This window comes from Kitasatospora sp. NPDC003701 (genome assembly GCF_053587085.1).
This window is the reverse complement of the sequence record NZ_JBSFNM010000028.1, coordinates 25,085-48,481: the sequence shown is the minus strand read 5'-3', so window position 1 is coordinate 48,481 and position 23,397 is coordinate 25,085. Positions and strand designations below refer to the sequence as shown.

At 76.6% G+C, this 23,397-nt stretch carries 22 protein-coding genes; 9 read left to right on the top strand and 13 right to left on the bottom strand.

The annotated features are described in order from the left end of the window. Positions 1-35: 35 nt before the first annotated feature. Entirely contained in the window at positions 36-1,205 is a 1,170-nt protein-coding gene (locus ACWDRR_RS24840; protein ID WP_449774407.1) for a glycoside hydrolase family 3 N-terminal domain-containing protein, read from the bottom strand. Positions 1,206-1,403: 198 nt separating this feature from the next. Next, positions 1,404-2,963 carry a MocR-like pyridoxine biosynthesis transcription factor PdxR gene (gene pdxR / locus ACWDRR_RS24835; protein ID WP_449774406.1) on the bottom strand — a complete coding sequence of 520 codons (1,560 nt, stop codon included), beginning with the start codon at positions 2,961-2,963 and terminating at the stop codon, positions 1,404-1,406. Between the two features lie 29 nt (positions 2,964-2,992). Between pdxR and ACWDRR_RS24830 the strand changes: the two genes are divergently transcribed. Beyond that, positions 2,993-3,952, top strand: coding sequence for a methyltransferase domain-containing protein (locus ACWDRR_RS24830; protein ID WP_449774405.1), 960 nt, complete (start codon positions 2,993-2,995; stop codon positions 3,950-3,952). 43 nt (positions 3,953-3,995) lie between these two features. On the opposite strand, the gene ACWDRR_RS24825 is transcribed toward ACWDRR_RS24830, so the two are convergent. Further along, positions 3,996-4,493, bottom strand: a complete 498-nt coding sequence (locus tag ACWDRR_RS24825; protein WP_449774404.1) for a MarR family winged helix-turn-helix transcriptional regulator — start codon at positions 4,491-4,493, stop codon at positions 3,996-3,998. 122 nt (positions 4,494-4,615) lie between these two features. Here ACWDRR_RS24825 and ACWDRR_RS24820 point away from each other — a divergent pair, with 122 nt between their 5' ends. Beyond that, the gene (locus ACWDRR_RS24820) at positions 4,616-5,542 is read left to right on the top strand and encodes an EamA family transporter (RefSeq protein ID WP_449774403.1); all 927 of its coding nucleotides are present in this window, start codon (positions 4,616-4,618) and stop codon (positions 5,540-5,542) included. A 104-nt stretch (positions 5,543-5,646) separates the two neighbouring features. Beyond that, positions 5,647-6,285: an NAD(P)-dependent oxidoreductase gene (locus ACWDRR_RS24815; protein WP_449774402.1), complete on the top strand. Its 639-nt coding sequence runs from the start codon at positions 5,647-5,649 to the stop codon at positions 6,283-6,285. Here ACWDRR_RS24815 and ACWDRR_RS24810 read toward each other — a convergent pair. Together ACWDRR_RS24810 and ACWDRR_RS24805 are read right to left on the bottom strand one after the other, a co-directional pair. After that, positions 6,269-7,009: a hypothetical protein gene (locus tag ACWDRR_RS24810; RefSeq protein WP_449774401.1), complete on the bottom strand. Its 741-nt coding sequence runs from the start codon at positions 7,007-7,009 to the stop codon at positions 6,269-6,271. The genes ACWDRR_RS24815 and ACWDRR_RS24810 overlap by 17 nt on opposite strands. Before the next feature lie 214 nt (positions 7,010-7,223). Beyond that, positions 7,224-8,759 (bottom strand): hypothetical protein, encoded by a 1,536-nt coding sequence (locus tag ACWDRR_RS24805; protein WP_449774400.1) that lies wholly within the window; start codon positions 8,757-8,759, stop codon positions 7,224-7,226. A gap of 270 nt (positions 8,760-9,029) precedes the next feature. Here ACWDRR_RS24805 and ACWDRR_RS24800 point away from each other — a divergent pair, with 270 nt between their 5' ends. Then, entirely contained in the window at positions 9,030-10,574 is a 1,545-nt protein-coding gene (locus tag ACWDRR_RS24800; RefSeq protein WP_449774399.1) for an alpha/beta hydrolase, read from the top strand. A 165-nt stretch (positions 10,575-10,739) separates the two neighbouring features. On the opposite strand, the gene ACWDRR_RS24795 is transcribed toward ACWDRR_RS24800, so the two are convergent. The 4 genes from ACWDRR_RS24795 to ACWDRR_RS24780 all read right to left on the bottom strand — a co-directional run bounded on the left by ACWDRR_RS24795 (position 10,740) and on the right by ACWDRR_RS24780 (position 15,908). Continuing rightward, positions 10,740-11,102 carry a hypothetical protein gene (locus tag ACWDRR_RS24795; protein ID WP_449774398.1) on the bottom strand — a complete coding sequence of 121 codons (363 nt, stop codon included), beginning with the start codon at positions 11,100-11,102 and terminating at the stop codon, positions 10,740-10,742. Between the two features lie 201 nt (positions 11,103-11,303). Next, positions 11,304-12,215, bottom strand: a complete 912-nt coding sequence (ypfJ, locus tag ACWDRR_RS24790) for a KPN_02809 family neutral zinc metallopeptidase (RefSeq protein WP_449774397.1) — start codon at positions 12,213-12,215, stop codon at positions 11,304-11,306. A 180-nt stretch (positions 12,216-12,395) separates the two neighbouring features. Continuing rightward, positions 12,396-14,492, bottom strand: coding sequence for an elongation factor G (gene fusA, locus ACWDRR_RS24785; protein ID WP_449774396.1), 2,097 nt, complete (start codon positions 14,490-14,492; stop codon positions 12,396-12,398). Between the two features lie 489 nt (positions 14,493-14,981). Next, positions 14,982-15,908 (bottom strand): EamA family transporter, encoded by a 927-nt coding sequence (locus ACWDRR_RS24780; RefSeq protein ID WP_449774395.1) that lies wholly within the window; start codon positions 15,906-15,908, stop codon positions 14,982-14,984. A 47-nt stretch (positions 15,909-15,955) separates the two neighbouring features. Here ACWDRR_RS24780 and ACWDRR_RS24775 point away from each other — a divergent pair, with 47 nt between their 5' ends. Continuing rightward, on the top strand, positions 15,956-16,504 hold the full coding sequence (locus ACWDRR_RS24775; RefSeq protein ID WP_449774394.1) for a MarR family winged helix-turn-helix transcriptional regulator: 549 nt from the start codon (positions 15,956-15,958) through the stop codon (positions 16,502-16,504). Positions 16,505-16,557: 53 nt separating this feature from the next. Here ACWDRR_RS24775 and ACWDRR_RS24770 read toward each other — a convergent pair whose 3' ends face one another. Next, complete coding sequence (locus ACWDRR_RS24770; RefSeq protein WP_449774393.1) at positions 16,558-17,082, bottom strand: AAA family ATPase; 525 nt, start codon at positions 17,080-17,082, stop codon at positions 16,558-16,560. Positions 17,083-17,396: 314 nt separating this feature from the next. On the opposite strand from ACWDRR_RS24770, the gene ACWDRR_RS24765 reads away from it, so the two are divergent. After that, positions 17,397-18,110 carry an AAA family ATPase gene (locus ACWDRR_RS24765; RefSeq protein ID WP_449774392.1) on the top strand — a complete coding sequence of 238 codons (714 nt, stop codon included), beginning with the start codon at positions 17,397-17,399 and terminating at the stop codon, positions 18,108-18,110. On the opposite strand, the gene ACWDRR_RS24760 is transcribed toward ACWDRR_RS24765, so the two are convergent. Continuing rightward, on the bottom strand, positions 18,089-18,490 hold the full coding sequence (locus tag ACWDRR_RS24760) for a winged helix-turn-helix transcriptional regulator (protein WP_449774391.1): 402 nt from the start codon (positions 18,488-18,490) through the stop codon (positions 18,089-18,091). The genes ACWDRR_RS24765 and ACWDRR_RS24760 overlap by 22 nt on opposite strands. A 142-nt stretch (positions 18,491-18,632) precedes the next feature. Here ACWDRR_RS24760 and ACWDRR_RS24755 point away from each other — a divergent pair, with 142 nt between their 5' ends. Continuing rightward, the gene (locus ACWDRR_RS24755; protein WP_449774390.1) at positions 18,633-19,568 is read left to right on the top strand and encodes an NADP-dependent oxidoreductase; all 936 of its coding nucleotides are present in this window, start codon (positions 18,633-18,635) and stop codon (positions 19,566-19,568) included. A 98-nt stretch (positions 19,569-19,666) separates the two neighbouring features. Here the strand turns inward: ACWDRR_RS24755 and ACWDRR_RS24750 are convergent, their stop codons facing one another. Next, positions 19,667-19,897, bottom strand: coding sequence for a hypothetical protein (locus ACWDRR_RS24750; protein ID WP_449774389.1), 231 nt, complete (start codon positions 19,895-19,897; stop codon positions 19,667-19,669). 114 nt (positions 19,898-20,011) lie between these two features. Continuing rightward, on the bottom strand, positions 20,012-20,395 hold the full coding sequence (locus tag ACWDRR_RS24745) for a hypothetical protein (RefSeq protein ID WP_380577156.1): 384 nt from the start codon (positions 20,393-20,395) through the stop codon (positions 20,012-20,014). A gap of 421 nt (positions 20,396-20,816) precedes the next feature. On the opposite strand from ACWDRR_RS24745, the gene ACWDRR_RS24740 reads away from it, so the two are divergent. Both ACWDRR_RS24740 and ACWDRR_RS24735 read left to right on the top strand, forming a co-directional pair. Next, positions 20,817-21,509, top strand: coding sequence for a hypothetical protein (locus tag ACWDRR_RS24740; protein ID WP_449774388.1), 693 nt, complete (start codon positions 20,817-20,819; stop codon positions 21,507-21,509). A 196-nt stretch (positions 21,510-21,705) separates the two neighbouring features. Then, entirely contained in the window at positions 21,706-23,358 is a 1,653-nt protein-coding gene (locus ACWDRR_RS24735) for an outer membrane protein assembly factor BamB family protein (protein ID WP_449774387.1), read from the top strand. Positions 23,359-23,397: the final 39 nt, after the last annotated feature.

Genomic DNA, 23,397 nt, shown 5'->3' with positions numbered 1-23,397 from the left:
CCGGCTCGCGGGCCCGGACGGCGACCGCCCGGCTCTCAGCCGCCGCCGAGCGCGGCGCGGAGGTCGTCGATCCGGTGGACGGCGGCGACGAAGGCGGCGCGGTCGAGGCCGCCGGTGTCGAGCGCGGTCGCGAGGGCCGCGGCGGCGGCCTCGCCCTGCTCGGCGTCGCGGGCGGAGCAGAGCAGCAGGTCCATGCCCGCCCCGGCGGCGGCCAGGGCGCGGGCGCCGGTGTCACCGTAGGGGGCGAGGGCGCCGGCCTCCAGGGCGTCGGTGACGGTGACGCCCCGGAAGCCCAGCCGGTCGCGGAGTTCGCCCTGGACCACGGCCGGGGAGAAGCCGGCCGGGCGGTCCGGGTCGAGGGCGGGGTAGACCGCCCAGGAGGCCATGACCAGGCGGACGCCGGCGGCGATGGCGGACCGGTAGGGCTCCTCGCCCCGGGCGCGGAGTTCGGCGAGCGGGACGGAGAGGGTGGCGGGGCGTTCGTCGGTGTTCAGCTCGCGGGCGGCGGAGCCGAGGCCGGGGAAGTGCTTCGCGGTGGCGGCGACGCCGAGGCCCTGCTGGGCGGTGAGGAACGCGCTGCCCAACCGGGCCACGGAGGACGGTTCCTGGCCGTAGGACCGCTCGTGGTGGTCGATGAAGTTGTCCGGGGCGTCGTAGACGTCGAGGACGGGGGCGAGGTTGACGTTCAGGCCGGCGTCCGTGAGGGTGCGGCCGGCGTCGGCGCCCGCCCTGGCGGCCTCGGCGACCGGATCGGCCGCCGATCCGGTGCGGCGGGCGGAGAGTTCGGGTGCACCGGGGAGCCGGCGCACCAGGCCGCCCTCCTGGTCGGTCATCAGCAGGAGCGGACGGGGGTCCGGAGCCTCGGCCGCGGCCTGCCGCAACTGGGCGACGGCCGAGCGGAGTTGGGCCGGATCGGTGACGTTCTCGCCGAACAGGATGACGCCGGCCGCCCGGCCCTCGCGGATCGCCCCGAGCACGGCGGGCGACGGGACGGGGCCGGGGTAGGAGTACACGATCCGTCGGCCGGCGAGCAGCCGGGAGTCCAGTCCGTCGAGCGGGTCGGGGCCGGTGGCGACGGGCGTCGTGGTCTCCGCCACCGACGGCGGCCGGGGGGAGGACTGCGACGAGCAGGCCGGCGCCAGGGCCGAGGCGGTCAGCAGCAGTGCCGGAAGCACCACATGGGCGCTCCGCCGGAGCGACGACATCGGGCCTCCCGAGAACGGGGGTGCGGGCGGACGGGCGGCAACCGGACGGCGGACGAGCGCGAGCGGGCGACGGCCGCGTCCGATCCGCCACGCTACCCCGACACCGTGCGGCGCGCCTGTCCTCGTCCGCTCACGGTGCCGCCCCGACCGCAGCGACACCCGCGCCCACCGCCGGGCTCCCGTCCGTCACCCCGGCCGTCACCCCGGCCGCCGCAGCAGGCGGCCCAGGACGGCGACGCCGTCCGCGATCTCGCCCGGCGTGCCGGCCGCATAGCCCAGCACGAGCCCGGGCGGGTGCGGCTGCTGGGCGTGCCAGGAGAGCGGCTGCACCTTGACGCCGTGCGCGAGCGCCGCGGTGGCGAGTTCGGCGTCGGTGCAGCCGAGGCCGGCCGGGAAGGTGACCATCAGGTGCAGCCCGGCCGCCGCGCCGTGCACGACGGCACCCGGGAGGTGCGCCCCGATGGCGGCGATCATCGCGTCCCGGCGCCGCCGGTGACGCGGGCGCAGCAGGCGCAGGTGCCGCTCCAGCTCGCCGGAGTCCATCAGTCGGGCCAGCACGAGCTGCGGCAGCACGGCGTTGCCGAGGTCGGCGAACCGCTTGGCCGCGAGGGTGTCCTCGCGGTAGCGGGGCGGGACGAGCAGCCAGCCCGTCCGCAGCGCGGGGGCGAGCAGCTTGGAGACGCTGCCCATGTAGCAGACCTGCTCGGGGAGGGCCGCGCGCAGGGCCGGCACGGGTGCCCGGTCGTAGCGGTGCTCGGCGTCGTAGTCGTCCTCGATCACCAGGCCGCCCTCGCCGGCCCAGTGCAGCAGTTCGCGGCGGCGCCGGCCGCCGAGCACCACACCGGACGGGAACTGGTGGGCGGGGGTGAGCAGCACGGCCGGGGCACCGGTGGCGCGCAGCGCGTCGACCCGGATGCCCTCGGCGTCGACCGGGACGGGCGGTGTGGCGCGGAGCCAGTGGCCGAGGTGCTGCCGGGTGCCGAGCGAGCCCGGGTCCTCGACGGCGACCTCGGTGAGGCCCGCCCGGCCGAAGACCTGGCCGAGCAGGGCGAGGGCCTGTGCGGCGCCGGCGACGATCAGCACCTCGTCGGGGTCGGCGCGGATGCCCCGGTTGCGGGCCAGCCACCGGGCGACGGCCTGGCGGAGCGCGGCGCTGCCTCGCGGGTCGCCGTAGCCGAACTCGTGGGCGGGGAGCCCGTCGAGGACGGCGCGCTCGGCGCGGAGCCAGGCGGCGCGGGGGAAGGCGGCGAGGTCGGGGACGCCGGGCGAGAGGTCGATCCGGGCGGGGGCGGCGCGCAGCGCGTCGAAGGTGGCGGGGACGGGGGCGGCCTCGAACAGGGCGGGTTCCGACGCGGACGGTCCGGATGCCCCGGACGGCCCGGACACCCCGGACGGCCCGGACAGCGGCGGGCGCGGCGGGAGTGACGGTGGTGACAGGCGTGACGGGGGCGGCAGCTGGACGGGGGCGTCGAGGACGACCGTGCCGCCGCGCCCCCGGCCGGCGAGCCGGCCCTCCTCGGCGAGGCGCCGGTAGGCCTCGGTGACGACCCCTCGGGAGATCCGCAACTCCTCCGCCAGCACCCGGGTGGCGGGCAGCCGGCTGCCCGCCGGGAGGCGACCGTCCGCGACGGCCTCCCGCAGGCGGTGGGCCAGCCAGTCGGCGAGGCGGCCGGGCGGGGCGTCGGCGGCGTCGAGCTGCAGGAAGTCCGCACCGGCGGTTATGGACCTCTGACCGAGCGTCTCTTTGGACCTGTTCACCGGTCCATTGTGCGGGCCAGGGTGGAGCCATGACCACGAACACCACGAACACCACCAACACCACCGAAGCCCCTGGAGCCCCTGGAGCCACGCAGACCCCAGCAGCCGCGGAGACCCGGGCCGCCACCGCCGCACCGGGGAACACCCGCCCCCCGCACACCGCCGACGGGGGCCCGCAGGACGACCACGCCTACGTGCACGGCTACTCGCCCGCCGAGGCGCAGCGGCTCGGCGACCAGGCGGACACCCTCGCGGAGTTGCTGCACGCCGGGACGGCCTACCCGCCGGGCAGCCGGGTCCTGGAGGCGGGCTGCGGCGTGGGGGCGCAGACGGTCCACCTGCTGGCCTCCAGCCCCGGGGCGGAGCTGACGGCCGCCGACCTCTCGGCCGACTCGCTCGACCAGGCGCGCGCCCGGGTGGCCGCGCACGCGCCCGGCGCGAAGGTCACCTGGCACCACGGGGATCTGCACGAACTGCCCTTCCCCGAAGGCTCCTTCGACCACCTCTTCGTCTGCTTCGTGCTGGAGCACCTGGCCGACCCGTCGGCGGCGCTGACCGCGCTGCGGCGGGTGCTGCGCCCCGGCGGCACGATCACGGTCATCGAGGGGGACCACGGCTCGACCTTCTTCCACCCCGACAGCACCGCCGCCCGGGAGACCGTCGGCCACCTGGTCCGCCTGCAGGCCGACGCGGGCGGCGACGCCCTGCTCGGCCGCCGACTGCACCCCCTGCTGGCGGACGCGGGCTTCCGGGACGTCGCCGTCCGCCCGCTCACGGTCTCCGTGGACGGGAGCCGCCCGGCGCTGGTCGAGGGGTTCACCCGGCGGACCTTCGTCGCGATGGTCGAGTCCGTGCGCGCCGACGCACTCGCCGCCGGGCTCACCACGGCGGCCGCGTTCGACCGCGGCATCGCCGACCTGCACCGGACGGCGGAGCAGGGCGGGACCTTCCACTACACCTTCTTCAAGGCGGTGGGCATCAACCCGTGACCGCCCGGCCCGAGCGCCCCACTGCGCCGCGGCTGCCCGGCGACTACTCCGCGCTGTCCCCGAGGGCGGCGAGGAGCGTGCGCAGCGCGTCCACCAGGGCCTCCGTCTGCGGCTCGTCGAGGCCGGCCAGCAGCCGCCGCTCGGTCACCAGGTGGTCGGGGAGCGCACGGTCGACCAGGGCGTAGCCCTCGGGGGTGAGGGCGACCTCGCGGCTGCGGCCGTCGGAGCCGCTGGCCGTGCGGGTGACCAGGCCCCGGGCCTCCAACCGGTCGAGCCGCTGGCTGATGGCGCCGGAGGTGACCATCGCGGACTGCATCAGGCCGGTGGGGGTGAGGCGGTAGGGCGGGCCGCTGCGGCGCAGGGTGGCGAGGACGTCGAAGGACGGGGCGTCCAGGTCGTGCGTGGCGAAGTTCCGCTTGAGCTCGGCCTCCATCAGGCGGGTGAGCCGTTTGAGACGACCGATCACCTCCATCGGGGAGACGTCGAGGTCGGGACGCTCCGCGCCCCACTGCTTCACCAGCCGGTCCACGTGATCTGCCACCCCTCCAGCCTAAGCGATGCCTTAGCGGTGAGGTACCTCACACGGCCGAGCGGCGTCGACCCTTCCGAGATGCCTTAGCGCTGAGATACATTGGCTTAGTGCTAAGGAATCGACTCGGAATCGTGCTGCTGACCGCTCTGGCCCCCGCCATCTGGGGCTCGACCTACCTCGTCACCACCGAACTGCTCCCGCCCGGCCGCCCGCTGCTCGCCGGGGTGCTCCGCGCCCTGCCCGCCGGGCTGCTGCTCATCGCCGTCACCCGTCAACTGCCGAAGGGCAGCTGGTGGTGGCGCTCGCTGGTGCTGGGCGCGCTCAACATCGGCGCGTTCTTCGCCCTCCTCTTCATCGCCGCCTACCGTCTGCCGGGCGGGGTCGCGGCCACCGTCGGCGCCGTCCAGCCGCTGATCGCCGCCGGGCTCTCGGCCGGGCTGCTCGGCGACCGGCTCTCGCTGCGCACCCTGTTCTCCGGCATAGCCGGGATCGTCGGCGTCAGCCTGCTGGTCCTGCGCGCCAACGCCCAGCTCGACGCCCTCGGGGTCGCGGCCGCGCTCGGCGGCGCGGTCGTGATGGCCACCGGCGTCGTCCTCTCCAAGCGCTGGACCTCACCGGCACCGCTGCTCGCCACCACCGGCTGGCAGCTCACCGCGGGCGGTCTGTTGCTGGTGCCCGTCGCCCTGATCGTGGAGGGCGCGCCGCCCTCCCACCTGACCGGCGACAACCTGCTCGGCTACGGCTACCTCAGCCTGATCGGCGCGGCCGTGGCGTACGCGTTCTGGTTCCGGGGCATCCGGGCGCTGCCGCCGACCTCCGTCACCTTCCTCGGGCTGCTCAGCCCGGTGGTGGCCACCGCCCTCGGCTGGCTCGTCCTCGGGCAGGACCTCTCGCCCGTCCAGGGGCTCGGCGCGGTGATCGTGCTCGGCTCGCTGGTCGCCGCCCAGACCCAGCGGCCCCGGGCCGCGACTCCCCCGGCGCCGCCGCAGGCCACCGGCCCCGAGCCGGCAGCGGGCAGCGCCAGGCCCGAAACCGAGCAGTCCGCCGTACGGACCTGACCGCTCCGCCCCGGGGGCACCTCCACGGGACCGCCCCGCGCACAGAGCACCACCACCGCAGAAACACCCCGCCGTCAGCACCACCCGAGAAACTGGAGAGTCCCATGCGCATCACCGTCTTCGGCGCGACCGGCAACGTCGGCAGCCGGGTCGTGACCGAGGCCCTCACCCGCGGCCACGAGGTCACCGCCGTCCTCCGCGACCCGGCCCGGCCGCACGGGCTCCCGACCGACGCCGTGATCGCCACCGGCGACGCCCGCAACCCGGAGGACGTCGCCCGCCTCGGCGCCGGTCAGTCCGTGGTGATCAGTGCCACCCGCCCGGCGCGCGGCAGCGAGCCCGACCTGGCGGTCGCCACCAAGGGCCTGCTGGCCGGCCTGGCCGGGTCGGACGTGCGGCTGCTCGTCGTCGGCGGCGCGGGCAGCCTCACCCTGCCCGGCGGCAACGGCGCCACCGTCATCGACGCCCCCGACTTCCCGGCCGCCTGGCGCCCCATCGCCCTCGCGTGCGGCGAGCAGCTCGCCCTCTACCGGGCCGCGACCGATGTCAACTGGGCCTACCTCAGCCCCGCCGCGCTGCTCGAACCGGGTCTGCGCACCGGCCGGTACCGCCTCGGCCGCGACGAGCTCGTGGTCGACGAGGCCGGTGTATCGGCGATCTCCATGGAGGACCTCGCCGTCGCCCTCCTCGACGAGGCCGAGCGGCCGACCCACCACCGCACCCGCTTCACCGTCGCCTACTGAACCGCCCCGCCGCCACCCCGGCCGGGGAGTGCCCGGTGCCCCCGGCACCGGGCACCCGCACGGGCCGGGCACTCCCCGGCACCGGCCGCACGCGCCGGGTCGGGTGAGCCACGGTCGGCGCCCCGGTGCCCGTCGGCCCCGTGTCCCGGGTTGTCGAGCAGGCGCTCGCCGCCGGCCGGCATCGGGACGACGGCCGGGTGCGGTTCGTCCACCAGGCCGGCCCGCAGGAACTGCCGCACGGTGGCCGCACCGCCGCCGAGGCTGTTTCCCGGCCGCACGCCGCACCGCCGCCGAGGCTGATGTCCCGACCGCACGCCGCCTCGCAGGCCCGCCGGACGGTCCCGATCGGCCCGTCGGTGCAGTGCGACGTCGTCCCGCCCGCCGTCGGCAGGTCGGACTGCAGGTGGTGGGTGCGGACGAACACGTGGTGCTGGAACGTCGGGTCCTCGCCCCAGCGGCCCCGCCAGGCCCCGTCCGGCAGGGGCCCGCGCTGCGGCCCGAACACCTCGCGGCCCAGGACGGTGGCGCCGGTGTTCCGCGCGCCGCGCTCGCCCCGGTCCACGTCGATGCCGCGCCGGCCCTCGGCACGGTCGAGCCTCGCGGTGAACATCCGGTCGTGCAGTCCGTCCACGCCGTCGCCGAACGGGGCGTCCGGGCGCCGACCGACGCCGGCGGCGAAGCCGTCCGGGGTGACCGTGAGGTGCTGTGTCCGCGATTCGGGCACGGCGTTCTCCCTCCTCGTCACCGGGGCGGGACCCGGGTGGGGCGCAGCGGTCTCCCCACCCTCACCGGTACGTCGAACGGGAGCCCCGGGTCGCCGGGCGCCGGACGGTCGTCGCGGGTCCGCCGGGTCGTCCGGTCCCACCACCCGCCCCTCCGGGCCTGCGCACCGCACCGGCGGCCGGCGGTCCGCCGGAACAGCCGCCACGGCCCGCCCGCTACGCGACCGGGACGACCGCGACGATCCGGCCGCCCGCGAGGAAGTGCAGCCGCTCGGCGCGGGCCCGGTGGCCCCAGGCCCGCACCCGGTGGAAGCAGAGATCGGCGGGGATCGGCGCCTCCCGCAGGTCCGCCACCAGGGCGTGGCCGGGCAGCGCGGCCGCCGCCCCGGCACGCAGCGCATCGCCGGCCGTGGCCCAGTCCCGCACCGGGGCCGGAAAGACCCAGGGCTCGCCCGTGTTGGGCAGGAAGTGGTGGAGGGCGGACCGCACCCGGCTCGCGAAGCGGGCGGCGTCCACGCCGCCGTCCGCCGTGGCGGCCCGGTGCGCCGCGCCCCGGGCCGTCCGGGCGAGGACGAGCAGCAGGTGCGGCAGCGATTCGGCGAGCAGGGACACCTCCGGCCACTCGGCGAGCTGCTCCACGCTCCCCGGGACGGAAACCACATGACCCCACGCGCCCGACTCCTGGTCGATCCGGACCTGGAGGGAGGCGGGGTGGCGACCGCGGTCCAGCCACGCCACCGGCCAGAACGATCCCGGGCCGCCGAGCATCTCCGCCAGCTCCGGCGGGAGCCGGTCGGCCGCCGCGCCGGGGCGCAGTTCGAGCGGCTCCAGCCCGGCGATCCGGACGCCGGTGAGCTCCCGCAGGACGGCGCGCACGTCAGCCGGGAGCGGAACCGGCCAGCCGTCGAGCTCCTCGTCGGTACAGCCCTCGCCCAGGGTGACCAGTTCGGGCAACTCCGCCGCCAGGGCGCGCAGTTCGGTCACCGCACGCCGGGGCGCATCGGCCGGAACGGCGGGCCGCTCGACCGGGCGGCCGAGGAAGTCCCCGCTGACCAGGCTGCGGATCACCAGCACCTGCCCGTCCCCGGCGAGGGTGAACGCGACCTCGCTGCTGCCGGTGTCCGCCGTGGGGTGGCGGGTGGAGTGGTAGGGCTCCCAGTCGAGTGCGCACGGGTAGCCGGGCAGCGCCCGCAGATCGACGACATCGGTCAGGCTGTGGCCCGGACCCGCCAGGCGGGCGAGCCCGGGATCGGCGGCGGCCGCCCGGACCGAGGGCACGGCGGCGACCGTCGCGGCGCCGGCCGACCGCTCCCAGGCGTCCTCGCCCCGGGCGAGCCGGCCGGCCAGCGCGGGCAGCCAGCCGACGAATCCGGGCGCCTCGGCGACGCTCGCCTCCTCGCCCCACGGTTCGAGGAGCAGCACCGGTCCCCAGTCCGCGCGCGGCGCCGACCCGACGCCGACCACCAGCTGCCCGCCCTCGTACCCGGTCTCGCCGACGACCAGACAGCCGTCGTCGAAGCCGCCGGCCCCGGCCGGGCCGAACGCGTAGGTGCCCCACTCCTCGCTCTCGATGCCGCCGACCTCCCGCAGCACGGCCCGGCAGGCCGCCGGCACGAAGACCGGCCAGGCGTCCATCTGCTCGTCCGTGAAGCCACCCAACAGCTCGATCTCGCCGGGTAGTTCAGCCTCCAGCGCGCGCAGGGCCGCCAGTGCCGCGCGGGCCTCGCCCGAACCGTCGTCCGTCGTCGTCATACCGCTACCGCCCGCCCGCACCGTGCTGGTTCCGTTCCGATCACTGCGGACGGCAGCCTAACGGCCGGCACCGACAGCCGGTCGGCGAGGGCGACGGCCCGCCCGACCGCCCGACCGCCCGACCGCTCGACCGCCCGACCGCCCGTCAGCGAACCGGGGCGGCACCGCCCCTACGGGACCCCCGCCGTTCGGCGGGTGTCGTCCGCACCACCCCGGACACGGGTGCATACCGGATCGATCGCGCCGCTCCGGACGGCCAGGATCGAGGACGTGAACGCATCCGTACCCCGCACCCGCCGGCGCCGGGCCCCGCTCGCCGCCGCAGCGGCCGCACTGCTCGCCGCCCTCGCCCTGCCCGCCACCGGCGCCGCCCCGGCATCCGCCGCCACCGCGCCGGCCGTCCCCGCCCGCTACGCCCAGCAGCAACTCACCTGGCAGCCCTGCGCGGAGGCGCCCGCGCTGGAGTGCGCCACGATGGCCGTTCCGCGCGACTGGCACCACCCGCAGGACGGCCCGGACCTCTCCGTCGCGGTCTCCCGGCACCGCGCGGCCGACCCGGCGAAGCGGCGCGGCACCCTGCTGATGGCCGCAGGCGGCCCCGGCGGCACCGGGCTGCTGCGCCCGGACGGCCTCGTGCGCGCGGCACCGGCGCTCGGGGCCGCGTACGACGTGGCGGGCTTCGACCAGCGCGGGGTGGGCCACAGCACCCGGGTGGTCTGCCAGACGCCCGAGGAGTTCCAGGCCTTCTTCGTCGGGGACTTCCGCGACGACTCCCCGGCCGACCGCGCCCGCGTGATCGACAACTCCCGCCGCCTGGCGGCCGGTTGCGAGCAGCGCAGTGGCGGCCTGCTGCCGTATCTGACGACCGAGCAGACCGCCCGCGATCTCGACCTCTTCCGCGCCCTGCTCGGCGAACGGCGGATCAGCTACTACGGCCCGTCCTACGCCACCATGATCGGCGCCTACTACGCGACGCTCTTCCCGCAGCGGGTCGAGCGGATGGTCCTGGACAGCAACATCTCCTTCGACGGCAGCTGGGAGCGGTTCCAGCTGGGACAGCCGATGAGCTTCCAGCGCCGCTTCGAGGAGGACTTCCTGCCCTGGCTCGCGGCCCGGGACAGCACCTACCACTACGGCAGCACCGTCGCCGAGGCCAAGGCCCACTGGGAGCGGCGGCGCGCGGCCCTGCACGACAGCCCGCTCGTCGACGGCGCCCTGACCGTCGGCCCCAACCAGCTGGACAACGGGACCATCCAGGCCCTCTACCGGGCGGGCGACGGCTTCCCCGCGCTGGCCACCGCCCTGACCGCGCTGGACGACTGGCCGGGCGCGAGCCCGACCGGCCAGGCGACGGCGCGGCTGGTCTTCGGCCAGTACCTGAGCCCCGAGTTCCTCGCCGAGTACTTCGCGGTGACCTGCAACGACACGCCCTGGACCCGCGACCTGGACACCTGGGCCGCGCGGGGCGCCGAGTTCACCGCCCGCCTGCCGCTGGCGGGCGCCCGGACGTTGGCCTTCGCCGCCGTCTGCGCCTCCTGGCCGGCGCCCACCGCGCCCCCGGTGCGGGTGACCGGTGCCGGCCTGCCGCCCACGCTGATGCTCAACTCGGTGCACGACCCGGCCACCTACTACGAGGCCGCGCGCTCGGCCCACCGCGCGCTGCGCGGCTCCCGGCTGGTGACGGTCACCGGCAACGGCGACCACGGCCAGTACCCGGGGCCCAACACCTGCGTCCGCGAGGTCGTCGAGTCCTACCTGCTGGCCGACCGCGCGCCCGCCCGCGACCTCACCTGCCCGTCCCCGCAGGCCGGTTGACCGCCTCCCCGGCGCCCCCCGGCGCCGGGTGCGGGCGGCCGGGCACGGCCCGGGCGAGCGCGCGGTGACGGCCGCGCACGGAGCACGGCGGTGGCCGCCGGACCACGTCCGGCGGCCACCGCCGCATCCCCGGCAGGTCGTTCGGGAGTGATCAGGGGCGGGTGATCAGGGGCGGTCGAGGGTGATGGAGTTGACCGGGCCCAGGTCGGCCCAGACGCCGTTCTGGGCGGGCATGTCGTAGCTGCAGTTGGTGCCGTTGTAGCCCAGGCACAGGTGGGCGTGGGCGCCGCCGGTCTGGTTGTTGAGGACCCAGTGCCAGCCGGTCTTGTTGCTCAGGTTGTGGGCGCCGTAGCTGTAGAACACGTCGGTCGGCGGGGTGGAGGTGGGGGCGCCCTCGCCGTAGATGCAGACCGCCCCGGACGGACAGCCGTCCCAGCTGTCGGCGGCCCGGGCACCGGTGGTGCCCAGGGTGGTGACGGCGGCGGTCGCAAGGGCGAGCGCGGCGGCGGCGTGCAGGATCCTGCGCATGGTGGTTCTCCCTCTGATGTGGCTGGTCTTGGTGTGACCGGTCCGGCCAGTGATCAGCAGCGTAGGAGCGGTGCGGCGGCAGCGGTCCCTGACGGATGACAGGGTGTGCCGGGCCACGGGCCGGCGCCGGAAACCGTCAGGACGGCGCGGACCGGCGCGGGACACCGTCAGGACGGCGGCACGGGCCGACCCCGGACACCGTCAGGACGGCACGGACCGGCGCGGGACGGCGAAGGTGTCGCAGTCGGTCATCGAGCCCGTGCGGTAGCCGGTGGTGAACCAGGCCTTGCGCTGCTCGGAGGAGCCGTGCGTCCAGCTCTCCGGGTCGATCCGGCCGGTGGCCCGCTGCTGGATCCGGTCGTCGCCGACGGCGGCCGCCGCGTCCAGGCCCTGGGCGATGTCCTGGTCGGTGAGGGCGCTGATCAGCGGGCGGCCGGTGGAGGCCTGCGGGGTGGTGGTGGCGTGGTGCGCCCAGACCCCCGCGTAGCAGTCCGCCTGGAGTTCGAGCTTCACCGAGCCGCTGTTCGCCCCCTGCCGGTCCCGGTTCGCCTTCTCCATCGTGCCGGTGAGGTTCTGGATGTGGTGCCCGTACTCGTGCGCCACCACGTACGCCTCGGCGAAGGGGCCGCCGCGGGCGCCGAAGCGCGAGGAGAGCTCGTCGAAGAAGCCGAGGTCGAAGTAGGCCTGACGATCGCCCGGGCAGTAGAACGGGCCGACGGCGGAGCTCGCCGCGCCGCAGGCGGTGGAGACCCGGTCGGTGAACAGGACCGTCCCGGCGGGCCGGTAGGGCGTGCCGTGCCGGGGCAGTTCGCCCCGCCAGTACTCCTGGAGGCTGTTGGTGACGGCCACGATCCGGCAGTCCTGGCGGCGGTTGGCGTCCGCGCCGCTGCGGCAGACCTGCTGGACCTCCCCGGCGGTGCTCGGGCGGGCGCCGGCACCCGCCCCGCCCCCGTCGGAGAGACCGAGCAGGCTCGGGTCGACGCCGAGGAGCACCGCGACCAGGGCGACCAGCAGGCCCGCCGCACCCCCGCCGACCGCGATCCGGCCGCCCGGCCGCCCGCGCCGGTCGTCCACCTGCGAGGTGTCGAGGTCCCCCTGCTCGTCGAACTGCATGGCCGTCCGTCCGTCGTGCCCGCCGCGAGCCGGGTGCGGCCGCCCGGCCACGGTAGCCCGTCGGACCACCCCGGCCGGGGAAGGACGCGCAGGTCAGAGGCGGTCCACCGGGGCGGGCCACCGGGGCGGGCCGCGGTGGCCGGGCCCGCCCCGGTGCGGGCGGGCCCGGCCGACCGGCGCCTACTGCGGCGCCGGGGCGTAGCCGGCGGGCCGGGCGGTGAAGGTGCCCCGGCCCTGGGTGCGGCTGCGCAGCCCGGTCGCGTAGCCGAACAGCTCGGCCAGCGGCACGGTCGCCGTCACCGTCGCCGCGCCGCCGCGGGCCTCCGAGCCCTGGACCCGGCCGCGGCGGGCCGCCAGGTCACCGAGCACCCCGCCCACCGCGTCCTCGGGCACGCTCACCGTCACCTCGGTGACCGGCTCCAGGAGCACCGGGCGGCAGGCCCGCAGCGCCTGGCGCAGGGCCTGCCGACCGGCGGTGCGGAACGCCAGGTCCGAGGAGTCCTTGGGGTGGGTGGCCCCGTCGGTCAGCGTGACGAGCACCCCGGTGACGGGGTGTCCGCCGAGCGGGCCCTCGGTGAGCGCGTCGCGGCAGCCGGCCTCGACCGCCTGGACGTACTCCTTCGGCACCCGGCCGCCGGTGACGGTGGAACGGAACACGAACCCCTCCGCGGCCCGGGCGTCGTCGCCGTCCAGCGGCGCCACGTCGAGCACGACATGGGCGAACTGGCCGGCGCCGCCGTCCTGTTTGACGTGCCGGTGGACGAGCCCGGACACGCCGCCGGCGATGGTCTCCCGGTAGGCCACTTGCGGCCGCCCGACGGTCACCTCCAGCCCGTGGGCGCGGCGGATCTTCTCCACCGCGACCTCCAGGTGCAGCTCGCCCAGCCCCGAGAGCACCCGCTGGCCCGTCTCCGGGTCGGTCCGGACCACCAGCGACGGGTCCTCCTCGGCGAGCCGGGCCAGTGCCGTGGCCAGCCGGTCCGTGTCGGTGGCCCGGCGGGCCTCGACGGCCACCGTGACGACCGGGTCGGCCGCCACGGTCGGCTCGAGGACCAGCGGCGCGCCGGGCGCGCAGAGCGTGGCGCCCGCGCGGGCGGCCTTGACCCCGACCACGGCGACGATGTCCCCGGCCGCCGCCGACTCCGTCTCGGCGTGCCGGTCGGCCTGGACCCGCAGGATCCGGGCGACCCGCTCGGTGCGTCCCGTGCCGGCGTCCAGCACCGTGTCCCCCTTCCGGATCGTGCCCGAGTAGACGCGCAGATAGGTGAGCCGGCCGGTCGCGGTGGCGTTCACCTTGAACGCCAGCGCGGCGAACGGCCCGGCCGGGTCCGCGGTGCGCCGCTGCTCCGCGCCGTCGAGCAGGCCGCACACGGGCGGCACGTCCAAGGGCGAGGGCAGGTAGTCCACCACGGCCGCGAGCAGCGGTTCGATGCCCCGGTTGCGGTAGGCCGAGCCGCACAGCACGACCACGGCCTCGCCGGTGCGGGTGAGGTCGCGCAGCGCGGCGGCCAGCGTGCCGGTGGAGAGCGCCGCACGCTCGCAGTACTCCTCCAGCGCGCCGGGGTGGAGCCCGGCCACCGTCTCGTCGAGCAGGCGGCGGCGGCGCTCGGCCTCCGCCCGCAGCTCCTCGGGGACGGGGCCCTCCCGGTAGGCGTCCGGGCCGGAGCGGTCCGCCCAGGTGAGGGCGCGCATCCGCAGCAGGTCGACCACGCCGGTGAAACCGTCCTCCTGCCCGATGGGCAACTGGACGGCCAGCGGGGCCGGATGCAGGCGGTCGCGGATGGAGGCGACGGCCGCGTCCAGGTCCGCGCCGGCCCGGTCGAGCTTGTTGACGAACGCGATCCGCGGCACGCTGTGCCGGTCGGCCTGGCGCCACACCGACTCGCTCTGCGGCTCGACGCCCGCCACGGCGTCGAAGACCGCCACCGCCCCGTCGAGCACCCGCAGCGAGCGCTCCACCTCGTCGGCGAAGTCCACGTGGCCGGGGGTGTCGATCAGGTTGATCCGGTGGCCGTCCCAGGCGCAGCTGACCGCCGCGGCGAAGATGGTGATGCCCCGGTCGCGCTCCTGCGGGTCGAAGTCGGTGACGGTGGTGCCGTCGTGGACCTCGCCCCGCTTGTGGGTGGCGCCGGTGAGGTAGAGGATCCGCTCGGTGACGGTGGTCTTGCCCGCGTCCACGTGGGCGAGGATGCCCAGGTTGCGCACGGCGGCGATGGCCGTGACGGCGGTGGCGGTGGTGGTCGTGGTGCCGGTCGTGCTGACGAGGTCGGTGCGCATGGCCCGGTGCCTTTCGGGGCGTTCCCTTTCGGGGTGTTCCGCTGAGGTGGCAGCGCGATTGCGGCGACGACGACGGCGGCCGGCCCGGAGGGCGTCCGGCCGGTCACGCACCCACCCGACGCCCTGTCATCAGGGCCGGGCGGGGCGGGAGTTCATGCGTGCGTCGCGGACTTCCGGTGCCGGCCGCGCAGCGGGCACCGGGCGCACGAGGACACCAGGATCACCTCGTACCGCGACGAGGGAACGACAACAGCGGTGCGGTAGCGCACGACCGGTCCTCCCTCACTCGTCACGGGGCACGCCGCCCCGCGAACGGCGGTGGCGTGCGACTTCGGGGCGAGTCTAGGGAGCCCGGGCGGCGCCGGTCACCCGGTTTTCCGCCCGCCGCCGGTCCGCCACCGGGAGGCCTCGACCGCGGGCGACCGCCAAGTTCCCGTCCAACGCGGCGAGTTCGGTCGGGTCGGTGGTCACGACGAAGCCGAGGTGCCGTCAGGGCGGCGCGCTGCGACAGGTCTCGCCCTCGGCCGGCGCGACCGGCACGCCGGGCCGGAGGCGTCCGGAGGGCCGCTCCGCCGGGCGCGGCCGCCCGAGCACCACGCCCGCCAGCACCAGCAGCAGCCCGCCCGCCTGGAGCGGCCCCAGCTCCTCCCCCGCCACCGCCGTGCCGAGCAGGACGCCGGTCAGCGGGTTGAGCAGCCCGATCAGCCCCACCGTCCCCGCCGGCAGGTGGCGCAGACCGGCGAACCAGGCGGCGAACGCCAGCGCGGTGGCCACCACGGTGACGTAGCCGAGGGCGAGCAGCTCCGGCAGGGCGGGCGCGGGCGGCGCCCCTTCGGCGAGCGCGGCCACCGGGAGCAGGACGAGCCCGCCCGCGATCAGCTGCCAGGAGATCGAGGCCAGCACGTCCGCGCCGTCGCGCCAGCGACCCGCGAGCACGTAACCGCAGGAGGAGACCAGCATCGCGGCCACCGAGGCGGCCAGCCCGGGCAGGCTCACCGCGCCCGTCCGGGTGAGCACCATCAGCCCGACCCCGCCCAGGCCCACCAGGGCGCCGGCCAGGTGCGCGCGGGCGGGCCGCTCGGCCACCAGGGCCCAGGCGATCAGCATCATCGCCAGCGGGGAGGCCGCCATGACGGTCGAGGCGATGCTGGTGGCCAGCAGTTGCGAGGCGACGTAGAGCAGGACGAAGAAGACGCCCGTGTTGAGCAGCCCGAGCACCGCCGAGCGCCACCACCACGCGCCGCGCGGCCGCCGGCGGCAGAGGGCCAGCAGGATCAGGCCGGCCGGCAGGGCCCGCAGGGCGGCGCCCCAGAGCGGGCGGTCCGCCGGGAGGAACTCGCGGGTGACGTAGTAGTTGGCACCCCAGGCGACCGGCGCGACGGCGGTCAGCAGTACCCACCGGAGATTCGCTTCCATGGAAGCAAATATACCTTCCCGAGAAGCTATCCGGCTAGGATGGCGCCATGGAACAGCAGCGCGGACCGGTCGGACCGCCCCCGGGAGCCCCGGACCACGTGGCCGCCATCCAGGCCGAATGGCGCCGGGAGCGACCCGACCTCGACGTCTCGCCGCAGGCGGTGATCGGCCGGCTGCACCGCCTCGCCGCCCGCCTCACCGGCGAGCTCGGCCTGGTGTACGACCGCTACGGCCTGGGCGAGGGCGAGTTCGACGTGCTCGCCGCCCTGCGCCGGGCCGGCTCCCCGTTCGAACGGGCCCCCGGCGAGCTCGCCGCCCACACGATGGTCACCACCGGCGCGATGACCAAGCGGATCGACCGCCTGGAGCGGGCCGGCCTGGTCACCCGCCGGCGCAGCGACGAGGACGGGCGCGGGCGCGTCGTCGCCCTCACCCCGGCCGGCCGCCGGCTGATCGACGAGGCCTTCACCGCCCACATGCGCAATGAACACCGCCTGCTGGAGCTGCTCACCCCGGAGGAGGCGGGCGCCCTGGAGGGCCTGCTGACCGCCTGGCAGCACCGCCTCGACCACCCGCAGCCGCCCGCCGACGCCTGAGGTCCGCAAGAGCCTCGGCGGCGCCCGGCCACGGCGACGCCGGCCCCGCCGGCTCAGCGCGCCGGCGGCGTCAGCCCCGCGTCCTCCAGGATCCGGCCCACGCTCTGCTCCAGCGTGCTGTCCTGGCCGATGACGCGCTCCACGTCCCCGGGCAGCAGGTCGCCCCCGACGTACCAGTCGGCCATCTCCTCGGAGCCGAACTCGGCGGCCTGCGGCCGCAGGGCATGGCGGCGCAGGGTCTCCGCCAGGTCGACGTCGAGGTAGTACAGCCGGGTGCGGCCGCGGTGGTCGGCGGCCAGCCGGCCGAGCATCGGGCCGTAGCGCGCGGCGGACAGGATGCCTTCGACGACCACGTGGAAGCCGTGGTCGAGGGCGTAGCGGGCGACGGTGTCGACCAGGCCGATCGCGGCCGCGCCGTCCGTGTCCCGCTCGTGCAGCACGGTCCGGCGCAGATTGTCCTGGCCGACCAGCGCGATCCCCCGCCCGTACCGGGCCCGCAGGGCTGCCGCGATGCTCGACTTCCCGGATCCGCTGTTGCCCCGCAGGACGATCAGCACGGTGTGCTCGCTCCCCGTCATCTGCACCACGCTAGTCGACGTCGCCGGGCGGCGCCGGGCCGCGCACCGGCCCACCGGCCCGCCCGGACACGCCTCCGGCGGCACCCCGAGCCGGCCTCGGTGGTCACCGGCGCCGGACACGCGGCGGTGGTGGGCCTGGGCCGGTGGTCCGACGGACGGCAGCGCGGGTACCCGGAGCCGATCGCCCGCCTCGAACCCCTGCCGAAGGGCGTCGCCGGTGATCTCTCCGCCCGCGCGAGCGGGAACCGCCCTCCACCGCCGGTCCCGCCGAATTCGGGTGATCCCGTCCCTTTCCCCGCGATACCGTCCGCCCCATGGTGAACATGGTGAACACGGCGAACGTGGCGAACACATGGTGGGACATCCTGCTGATCGGCGGGGCCTCGGGCATCGGGAAGAGCCGGGCCGCCGCGCGGCTGGCCGGGGAGTCGGGCGCGTTCGTGGTGGAGTTCGACGACGTGGTCGGCGCCGTCCAGGAGATCACCACGGCCGCCCAGCACCCGGAGCTGCACCACTTCGACGACCCGCTCGTCACCGAAGGCCTGTCGCCCGAGCGGGAGTTGGACCTGCAGATCGCCACCGCCCGCGCACTGGAACCCGCCGTGCTCGGCGTCGTCCGCAACCGGCTGACGGTGGACGTGCCCGCCGTCGTCGAGGGCGACTACCTCACCCCGGCCGCCGCCGCCCGGGCCGTCGAGGCGGGCCGGGCGGCCGGGCGGCGCGTCCGGGCGGTCTTCCTGCACGAACCGGACGCGGCCCGGATCACCGCCAACTACGCCGCCCGCGAGCCCGAGTGCGGTGTGCAGGCGCAGCGGGCGGAGGTCGGCGCCCGGTACTCGCACTGGCTCGCGGAGCAGGCGCACCGGCACGCCCTCCCGGTGGTGGAGTGCCGGCCCTGGGACACGCTCGCCGAACGCCTCGACGCGGCGCTGCGCACAAGCCCGGACGCGGCCCCGAACACGGCCCCGGGCGAGGCCCCGAACGCGGCCCCCGACCGGGCGGTCCGTCAGTCCGGCCGGGTGTCGTAGGCGTCCCGGGCGGCGAGCACCTCGGGCATGTTCTCCTCGGCCCAGGTCTTGATCGCCCGCATCAACGGCAGCAGGCCGACCCCCAGCGGGGTCAGCGCGTAGTCGACCCGGGCGGGCACCGAGGGCGTGACGGTGCGGGTGAGCAGGCCGTCGCGCTCCAGGGCGCGCAGCGTCTGGGTGAGCATCTTCTCGCTGACCCCGGCCAGCCGGCGGCGCAGGTCGCTGTAGCGCTGCGGGCCGTCGGCCAGGGCGTTGACGAGGAGGCTGACCCACTTGTCGCCGATCCGGTCGAGCAACTGCCGGGCCGGGCACTGCGCGAGATAGGCGTCGAAGCTCGCACGCTCGGCCGAGCGGCGCTGAGCGGCGGTCATGGTGGCCATGGGCTCTCCTCCCCGTGCGGTACGCACTTCGCGGTGCGTGCTTCCCGCTGGAGAGCAACTCTCCTTAGCGTGGCAACCGTTGGCAAGCCCGGTCCTCCCGGGTCTTCCGCAGTCCCCGTCGTCGCCCCCCGAGGAGTGCGCCGTGCGCGCCGTCGTCGTTCGCAGCCATGCCGGTCCCGAAGCCCTGGAGCTGGTGGACGTGCCCGTGCCCGAGGTCGGCCCGGGCCAGGTGCGGGTCCGGGTGGCGGCCGCCGGGGTCAACCCGGTGGACGCCGTGACCCGGTCCGGGGCCCTGATGGCGGCGGGGCTGATGGCACCGCGCGAGGTGACCGGCCTGGGCTGGGACGTGGCCGGGACGGTCGACCGGGTGGGCGCGGGGGTGTCCGGCTTCGGCCCGGGCGACCGGGTGATCGGCCTGCGCGACCGCCTGGACGTCTCCCTCGGCACCTACGCCGACTACGTGGTGCTGGACGCCTCGGCGCTGGCCCCGGCCCCGACGGGGGTGCCGGCGGTCGAGGCCGCCACGCTGCCGCTGAACGGGCTGACCGCCGCCCAGGCGCTGGACCTGCTCGACCTGCCCGCCGGCGCCACCCTGCTGGTGACCGGCGCGGCCGGTGCGGTGGGCGGCTTCGCCGTCGAACTCGCCGCCCTGCGCGGGCTGCGCGTGGTGGCACTGGCCGACGGGGCCGACGAGGCGCTGGTCCGGGGGCTGGGCGCCGACCGGTTCGTACCGCGCGGCACCGCCGATCCGGCCGCCGCCGTCCGGGCGCTCGTGCCGGGCGGGGTGGACGGCGCCCTGGACGCCGCCCTGCTCGGGGTGGTCGCGCTCGGCGCGGTCCGCAACCGGGGGGCCTTCGTCAGCGTGGCCGGCGGCGCACCGCAGGGCCTGCGCGGCATCCGGGTGTCCACCGTCTGGATCGCCGCCGACGGCCCGGCCCTCGCCGAACTGTCCGCGCTCGCGGCCGCCCGGCGGCTCACGCTGCGGGTGGCCGCCACCCACCCGCTCGCGCAGGCCGCCGAGGCCCACCGCCGGCTGGACCGCGGCGGCCTGCGCGGCCGGCTCGTCCTGGTCCCCTGAACTCCCGCGCGGGGCGCCGGAGCAGCGGGTGGCCCGAGGGCCGGTGACCACCGGGCCACCGCCGCCCCGGACCGTCCGCCGGTTCCGAAGGCCTCGAACTACCTGCGCGCCGCGTACCGTTGACGCAGCCAGGCGACCGCGCCCAGCAGGCCAACCACGCCGCCCGCGCAGAGCTTGACGGCGCCCTTGGCGAGCAGCCAGCCGACGCCGGGGACCGTCCAGCCCAGCCAGTGGAAGACCGCCAGCAGGACCGCCGCGGCGCCCAGGGCCGCCAGTACGGTGGCGGCCACGGCCGCCCCGGTGGAGAGTTCGCGCTCCCCGGTCGTCACGGCCGGCGCCTCGGTCCCGGCTGCCCCGGTCGCCACCGCCCCGGCCCCAACCGCCCCGGTCGCCGCTGTCTCGTTCGTGCCCCCATGATCCATGCGGGCGATCCTACGTCGACCTCAGCGCGGGGCGTGGTGGGTGTCGCCGCTGTGCTCGCCGGTCTCGTGGTCGGGGAAGCTCACGGCCAGGGTGACGCGGTACTCGTAGACGTCGTCGCGGTGCCCGGGCACCCGTGCCCAGGCCAGCGAGTGCACCTCGGCCTCGGGCGCCTGCCGGCACCAGGCGGCGGCCTCCTCCAGGGCCCGGGCCGCCGAACGGCCGGTGCACACCACGGCGGTGTAGGCGGCGACGGCGACGTCGCCGCCGCTGCGCCCCGCCCGCGAGACCGCCCGCACGGCGGCCGCGGCATGGGTCAGGTCGCGGGCCAGGTCGTCCACCACGCGGGGCGGCGCCGGGAGGACCACCGGCCCCTCCGCCACGGTCTCCGGCAGGTTCGTGCTCACCGTCTGGGCCTCCATCCGCCTGGTCACGGGATCCGCCGGGTGCGGAATCCACCTGGTCACCGGCCCAAGGATGCCGGGCGACCGTTCCTGGCATGACCACTTTCACCAGAACATCACCCGTCCGGGGAGCTGATGGTGGAGAGCTCGACACCGGCAACCCCGCACTGGTAAAGGACCTTCGCCGCATCGGACCTGGTCAGGCCCTCCCGCCACGGGCGCCGCCCGGAGCCCGTCCGGACGTGCGCGTACCACCCCCGCGCCCCGGACCGCCGCTCCGGCCGCCGGACGCGCCGGGTCCGCCTTTGTGACACGGCCGTACAACTCCCGTTGCCGGAACGGGAAACACCGGCCGGACCCGGCCATTAGGATCCCTTCGGCATCACAGCCCGCCACACCGGCGGGCGCCGTTCGAGGGGGTCCCATGCAGCTCAAGTCACCGCTCCGGTACGGCCGTCGGCAGCTCTGGCTGCCCGCGCTGGCCCTGGCGGCCGTCGCCGTGGCCGGCTGCTCGTCCTCCGGCGGCGGCACCGCGTCGGCGGCACCGCCCACCACGCCCGCGGCGACCGCGCCCACGGCGCCGACGCCCGCCGGGTCGACCCCGACCGGATCGACCCCGACCGGAGCCACCGCGCCCACCGCCTCCGTGCCGGCCCCCACGGCCGCCGGCACGCCCACCGCCGCACCCGCCGCCGCCCGACCGGCGGACGCCTGCACGCTGCTGGCGTCCCCCCAGGTCGTCGCCGCGGTGGGCACCGCCGGCCCGTTCCGGGGCACCCACCCCGACCCGGCGAGCGACGGCAGCCCGGTCTGGGGCTGCACCTGGGGCTCCCGCGAGTCGTACGCCTCCATCCGCGAGACGAGCCCGACCGCCCTGGCCTCCGCCCGGGCGGACGCCGAGCTCCAGGTCACCCCCCTGCCGGGGGTCGGCCAGGACGCGGTGCTGACCCAGCGCAAGGACGGCACCCACCCGAGGGTGCTCTTCCTGGCCGGCGGCCGCGTCTACGCCGTCGAGGTGCTCAAGGACCGCGGCCCGGGCGACGGCGTCAACGCCCCCGCCGAGGTGCTCGCCGAGAGCGGGCTCGCGATGGTGCTGGCCAAGCAGCTCGGGGGCTGAGCCCACCCGGGACCGGGGCCGGGACGGGGCCGTCCGCAGGCGCCCGGGAGAGCGCCGGGCGGCGCAGCCGGTTCCCTCCGGGGCGTGAACGGCGCCGGGCGGGGGCTGCGGGCGGATGCGGGCACGGCGCGGGCGTTCACAGAATGACGCCACGGCGCCGTACCCCGTACTCCCCCCGACAGCCAAGGCGGACCGTATGAGCCGACTCCACCCATCCCCGCTCCCGGGCGGCCCGCGCAGCGCGCCGGCGGGCCGTGCCGCGCCGAGCCGAGCGCCGTCGACCCGCACCGGCATAGCCGTGCTGAGCGGGCTGGCGCTGCTCGCCCCGGCCCTGGCGGCCGGCTCGCTGGCCACCGCGACCGCCGCGCGGGCCGACAACCCCACCGTCTCGGTGAACAGCCTGCGCACCGGCTGGGACGCGGCCGAGCCGGCTCTGGGCCCCGCGCAGGTCTCCGCCTCGGACTTCGGCCGGCGCTGGTCCACCGCCGTCGACGGCGCCGTCCTCGCGCAGCCGCTGGTCGCCGGCTCGACCGTGGTGGTCGCCAGCGAGACGAACCACGTCTACGGGATCGGCGCGACCGACGGCCGGATCCTGTGGCAGCGCGCGCTCGGCACGCCGGTCCCGTCGTCCACCGCCTGCCTCTCCCCCGGCACCGGCATCACCTCGACGCCCGTCTACGACAGGGCGAGCGGCACGGTCTACCTGGTGACGAAGTCCAGCGAGGGCGGCGCCCACTTCTCGGTGCACGCGCTGGACATCGCCTCGGGCGCCGAGCGCAGCGGCTGGCCGGTCCCCGTCCAGGGCTCGCCGGTGAACAGCCCCGGGGTGCCGTTCGACCCGGGCACCTCGGCGCAGCGCGCCGGACTCCTGCTGCTGGACGGCGCGGTGTACTTCGGCTTCGCCTCGGACTGCGGGGTCGGCACGTACGTCGGCGTGGTCGCGGGCGTCAACACGAGCTCCCGCAAGCTGACGCTCTGGTCCACCGAGTCCGGCTCCGCCTCGCAGAACGCGGGTGTCTGGATGAGCGGCGGCGGCCTGGTCTCGGACGGCGCCGGGCGGATCCTCCTCGCCACCGGCAACGGCGCCGGCGCGGGCTCCTCCCCGCCCAAGGGCCCGGGGGACAAGCCGCAGGGCCACTTCGCCGAGTCCGTCGTCCGGCTGGGCGTGAACGCCGACGGCAGCCTCGCCCCGAAGGACTTCTTCAGCCCGACCAACAACCGGGACATGGACCACGGCGACGTGGACCTCGGCTCCGGCGGACCGGCCGCCCTGCCGTCCGGCTTCGGTACGGCCGCCCACCCGCACCTGCTGGTCCAGGTCGGCAAGGACGGCCGGATCTTCCTGCTGGACCGCGACCACCTGGGCGGCATGGGCCAGGGCCCGAACGGCACCGACGGCGCGGTGGGCACGACCGGCCCGTTCAAGGGCGTCTGGGGCCACCCGGGCGTCTGGGGCGGCGACGGCGGCTACGTCTACCTGGTCGAGAACTACGGGTCGCTGCGCGCGCTCAAGTACTCGGTGAACAGCGCCGGGAACCCCCAGCTGACCAGCGCGGGCACCAGCGCCGAGGGCTTCGGCTACGCCTCCGGCTCGCCCGTGGTCACCTCCAACGGGACGGTCTCCGGCTCGGCGCTGGTCTGGACCGTCTACTCGGGCACCGGCCCGGGCGGCCAGAACGGCGAGCTGCGGGTGTACGACCCGCTGCCGGTCAACGGCACGCTCAAGCTGCGCCGCAGCTTCGCGCTCGGCACGGTGAGCAGGTTCTCCGTCCCCGCCACGGACGGCGGGCGGGTGTTCGTCGGCACCAAGGACGGGCACCTGGTCGCCTTCGGCCGCGCCGCCTCCTGACGACGGGCCGCGCCGCGGCCTCCCAAACCCCCGACCCCG

Excerpts from the sequence above, each read along its gene's own strand:
- ACWDRR_RS24840 (WP_449774407.1), bottom strand. The coding sequence starts at position 1,205 with ATGTCGTCGCTCCGGCGGAGCGCCCATGTGGTGCTTCCGGCACTGCTG.
- ACWDRR_RS24830 (WP_449774405.1), top strand. The coding sequence starts at position 2,993 with ATGACCACGAACACCACGAACACCACCAACACCACCGAAGCCCCTGGA.
- ACWDRR_RS24815 (WP_449774402.1), top strand. The coding sequence starts at position 5,647 with ATGCGCATCACCGTCTTCGGCGCGACCGGCAACGTCGGCAGCCGGGTC.
- ACWDRR_RS24805 (WP_449774400.1), bottom strand. The coding sequence starts at position 8,759 with ATGACGACGACGGACGACGGTTCGGGCGAGGCCCGCGCGGCACTGGCG.
- ACWDRR_RS24795 (WP_449774398.1), bottom strand. The coding sequence starts at position 11,102 with ATGCGCAGGATCCTGCACGCCGCCGCCGCGCTCGCCCTTGCGACCGCC.
- ypfJ (WP_449774397.1), bottom strand. The coding sequence starts at position 12,215 with ATGCAGTTCGACGAGCAGGGGGACCTCGACACCTCGCAGGTGGACGAC.
- fusA (WP_449774396.1), bottom strand. The coding sequence starts at position 14,492 with ATGCGCACCGACCTCGTCAGCACGACCGGCACCACGACCACCACCGCC.
- ACWDRR_RS24780 (WP_449774395.1), bottom strand. The coding sequence starts at position 15,908 with ATGGAAGCGAATCTCCGGTGGGTACTGCTGACCGCCGTCGCGCCGGTC.
- ACWDRR_RS24775 (WP_449774394.1), top strand. The coding sequence starts at position 15,956 with ATGGAACAGCAGCGCGGACCGGTCGGACCGCCCCCGGGAGCCCCGGAC.
- ACWDRR_RS24770 (WP_449774393.1), bottom strand. The coding sequence starts at position 17,082 with ATGACGGGGAGCGAGCACACCGTGCTGATCGTCCTGCGGGGCAACAGC.
- ACWDRR_RS24765 (WP_449774392.1), top strand. The coding sequence starts at position 17,397 with ATGGTGAACATGGTGAACACGGCGAACGTGGCGAACACATGGTGGGAC.
- ACWDRR_RS24760 (WP_449774391.1), bottom strand. The coding sequence starts at position 18,490 with ATGGCCACCATGACCGCCGCTCAGCGCCGCTCGGCCGAGCGTGCGAGC.
- ACWDRR_RS24740 (WP_449774388.1), top strand. The coding sequence starts at position 20,817 with ATGCAGCTCAAGTCACCGCTCCGGTACGGCCGTCGGCAGCTCTGGCTG.
- ACWDRR_RS24735 (WP_449774387.1), top strand. The coding sequence starts at position 21,706 with ATGAGCCGACTCCACCCATCCCCGCTCCCGGGCGGCCCGCGCAGCGCG.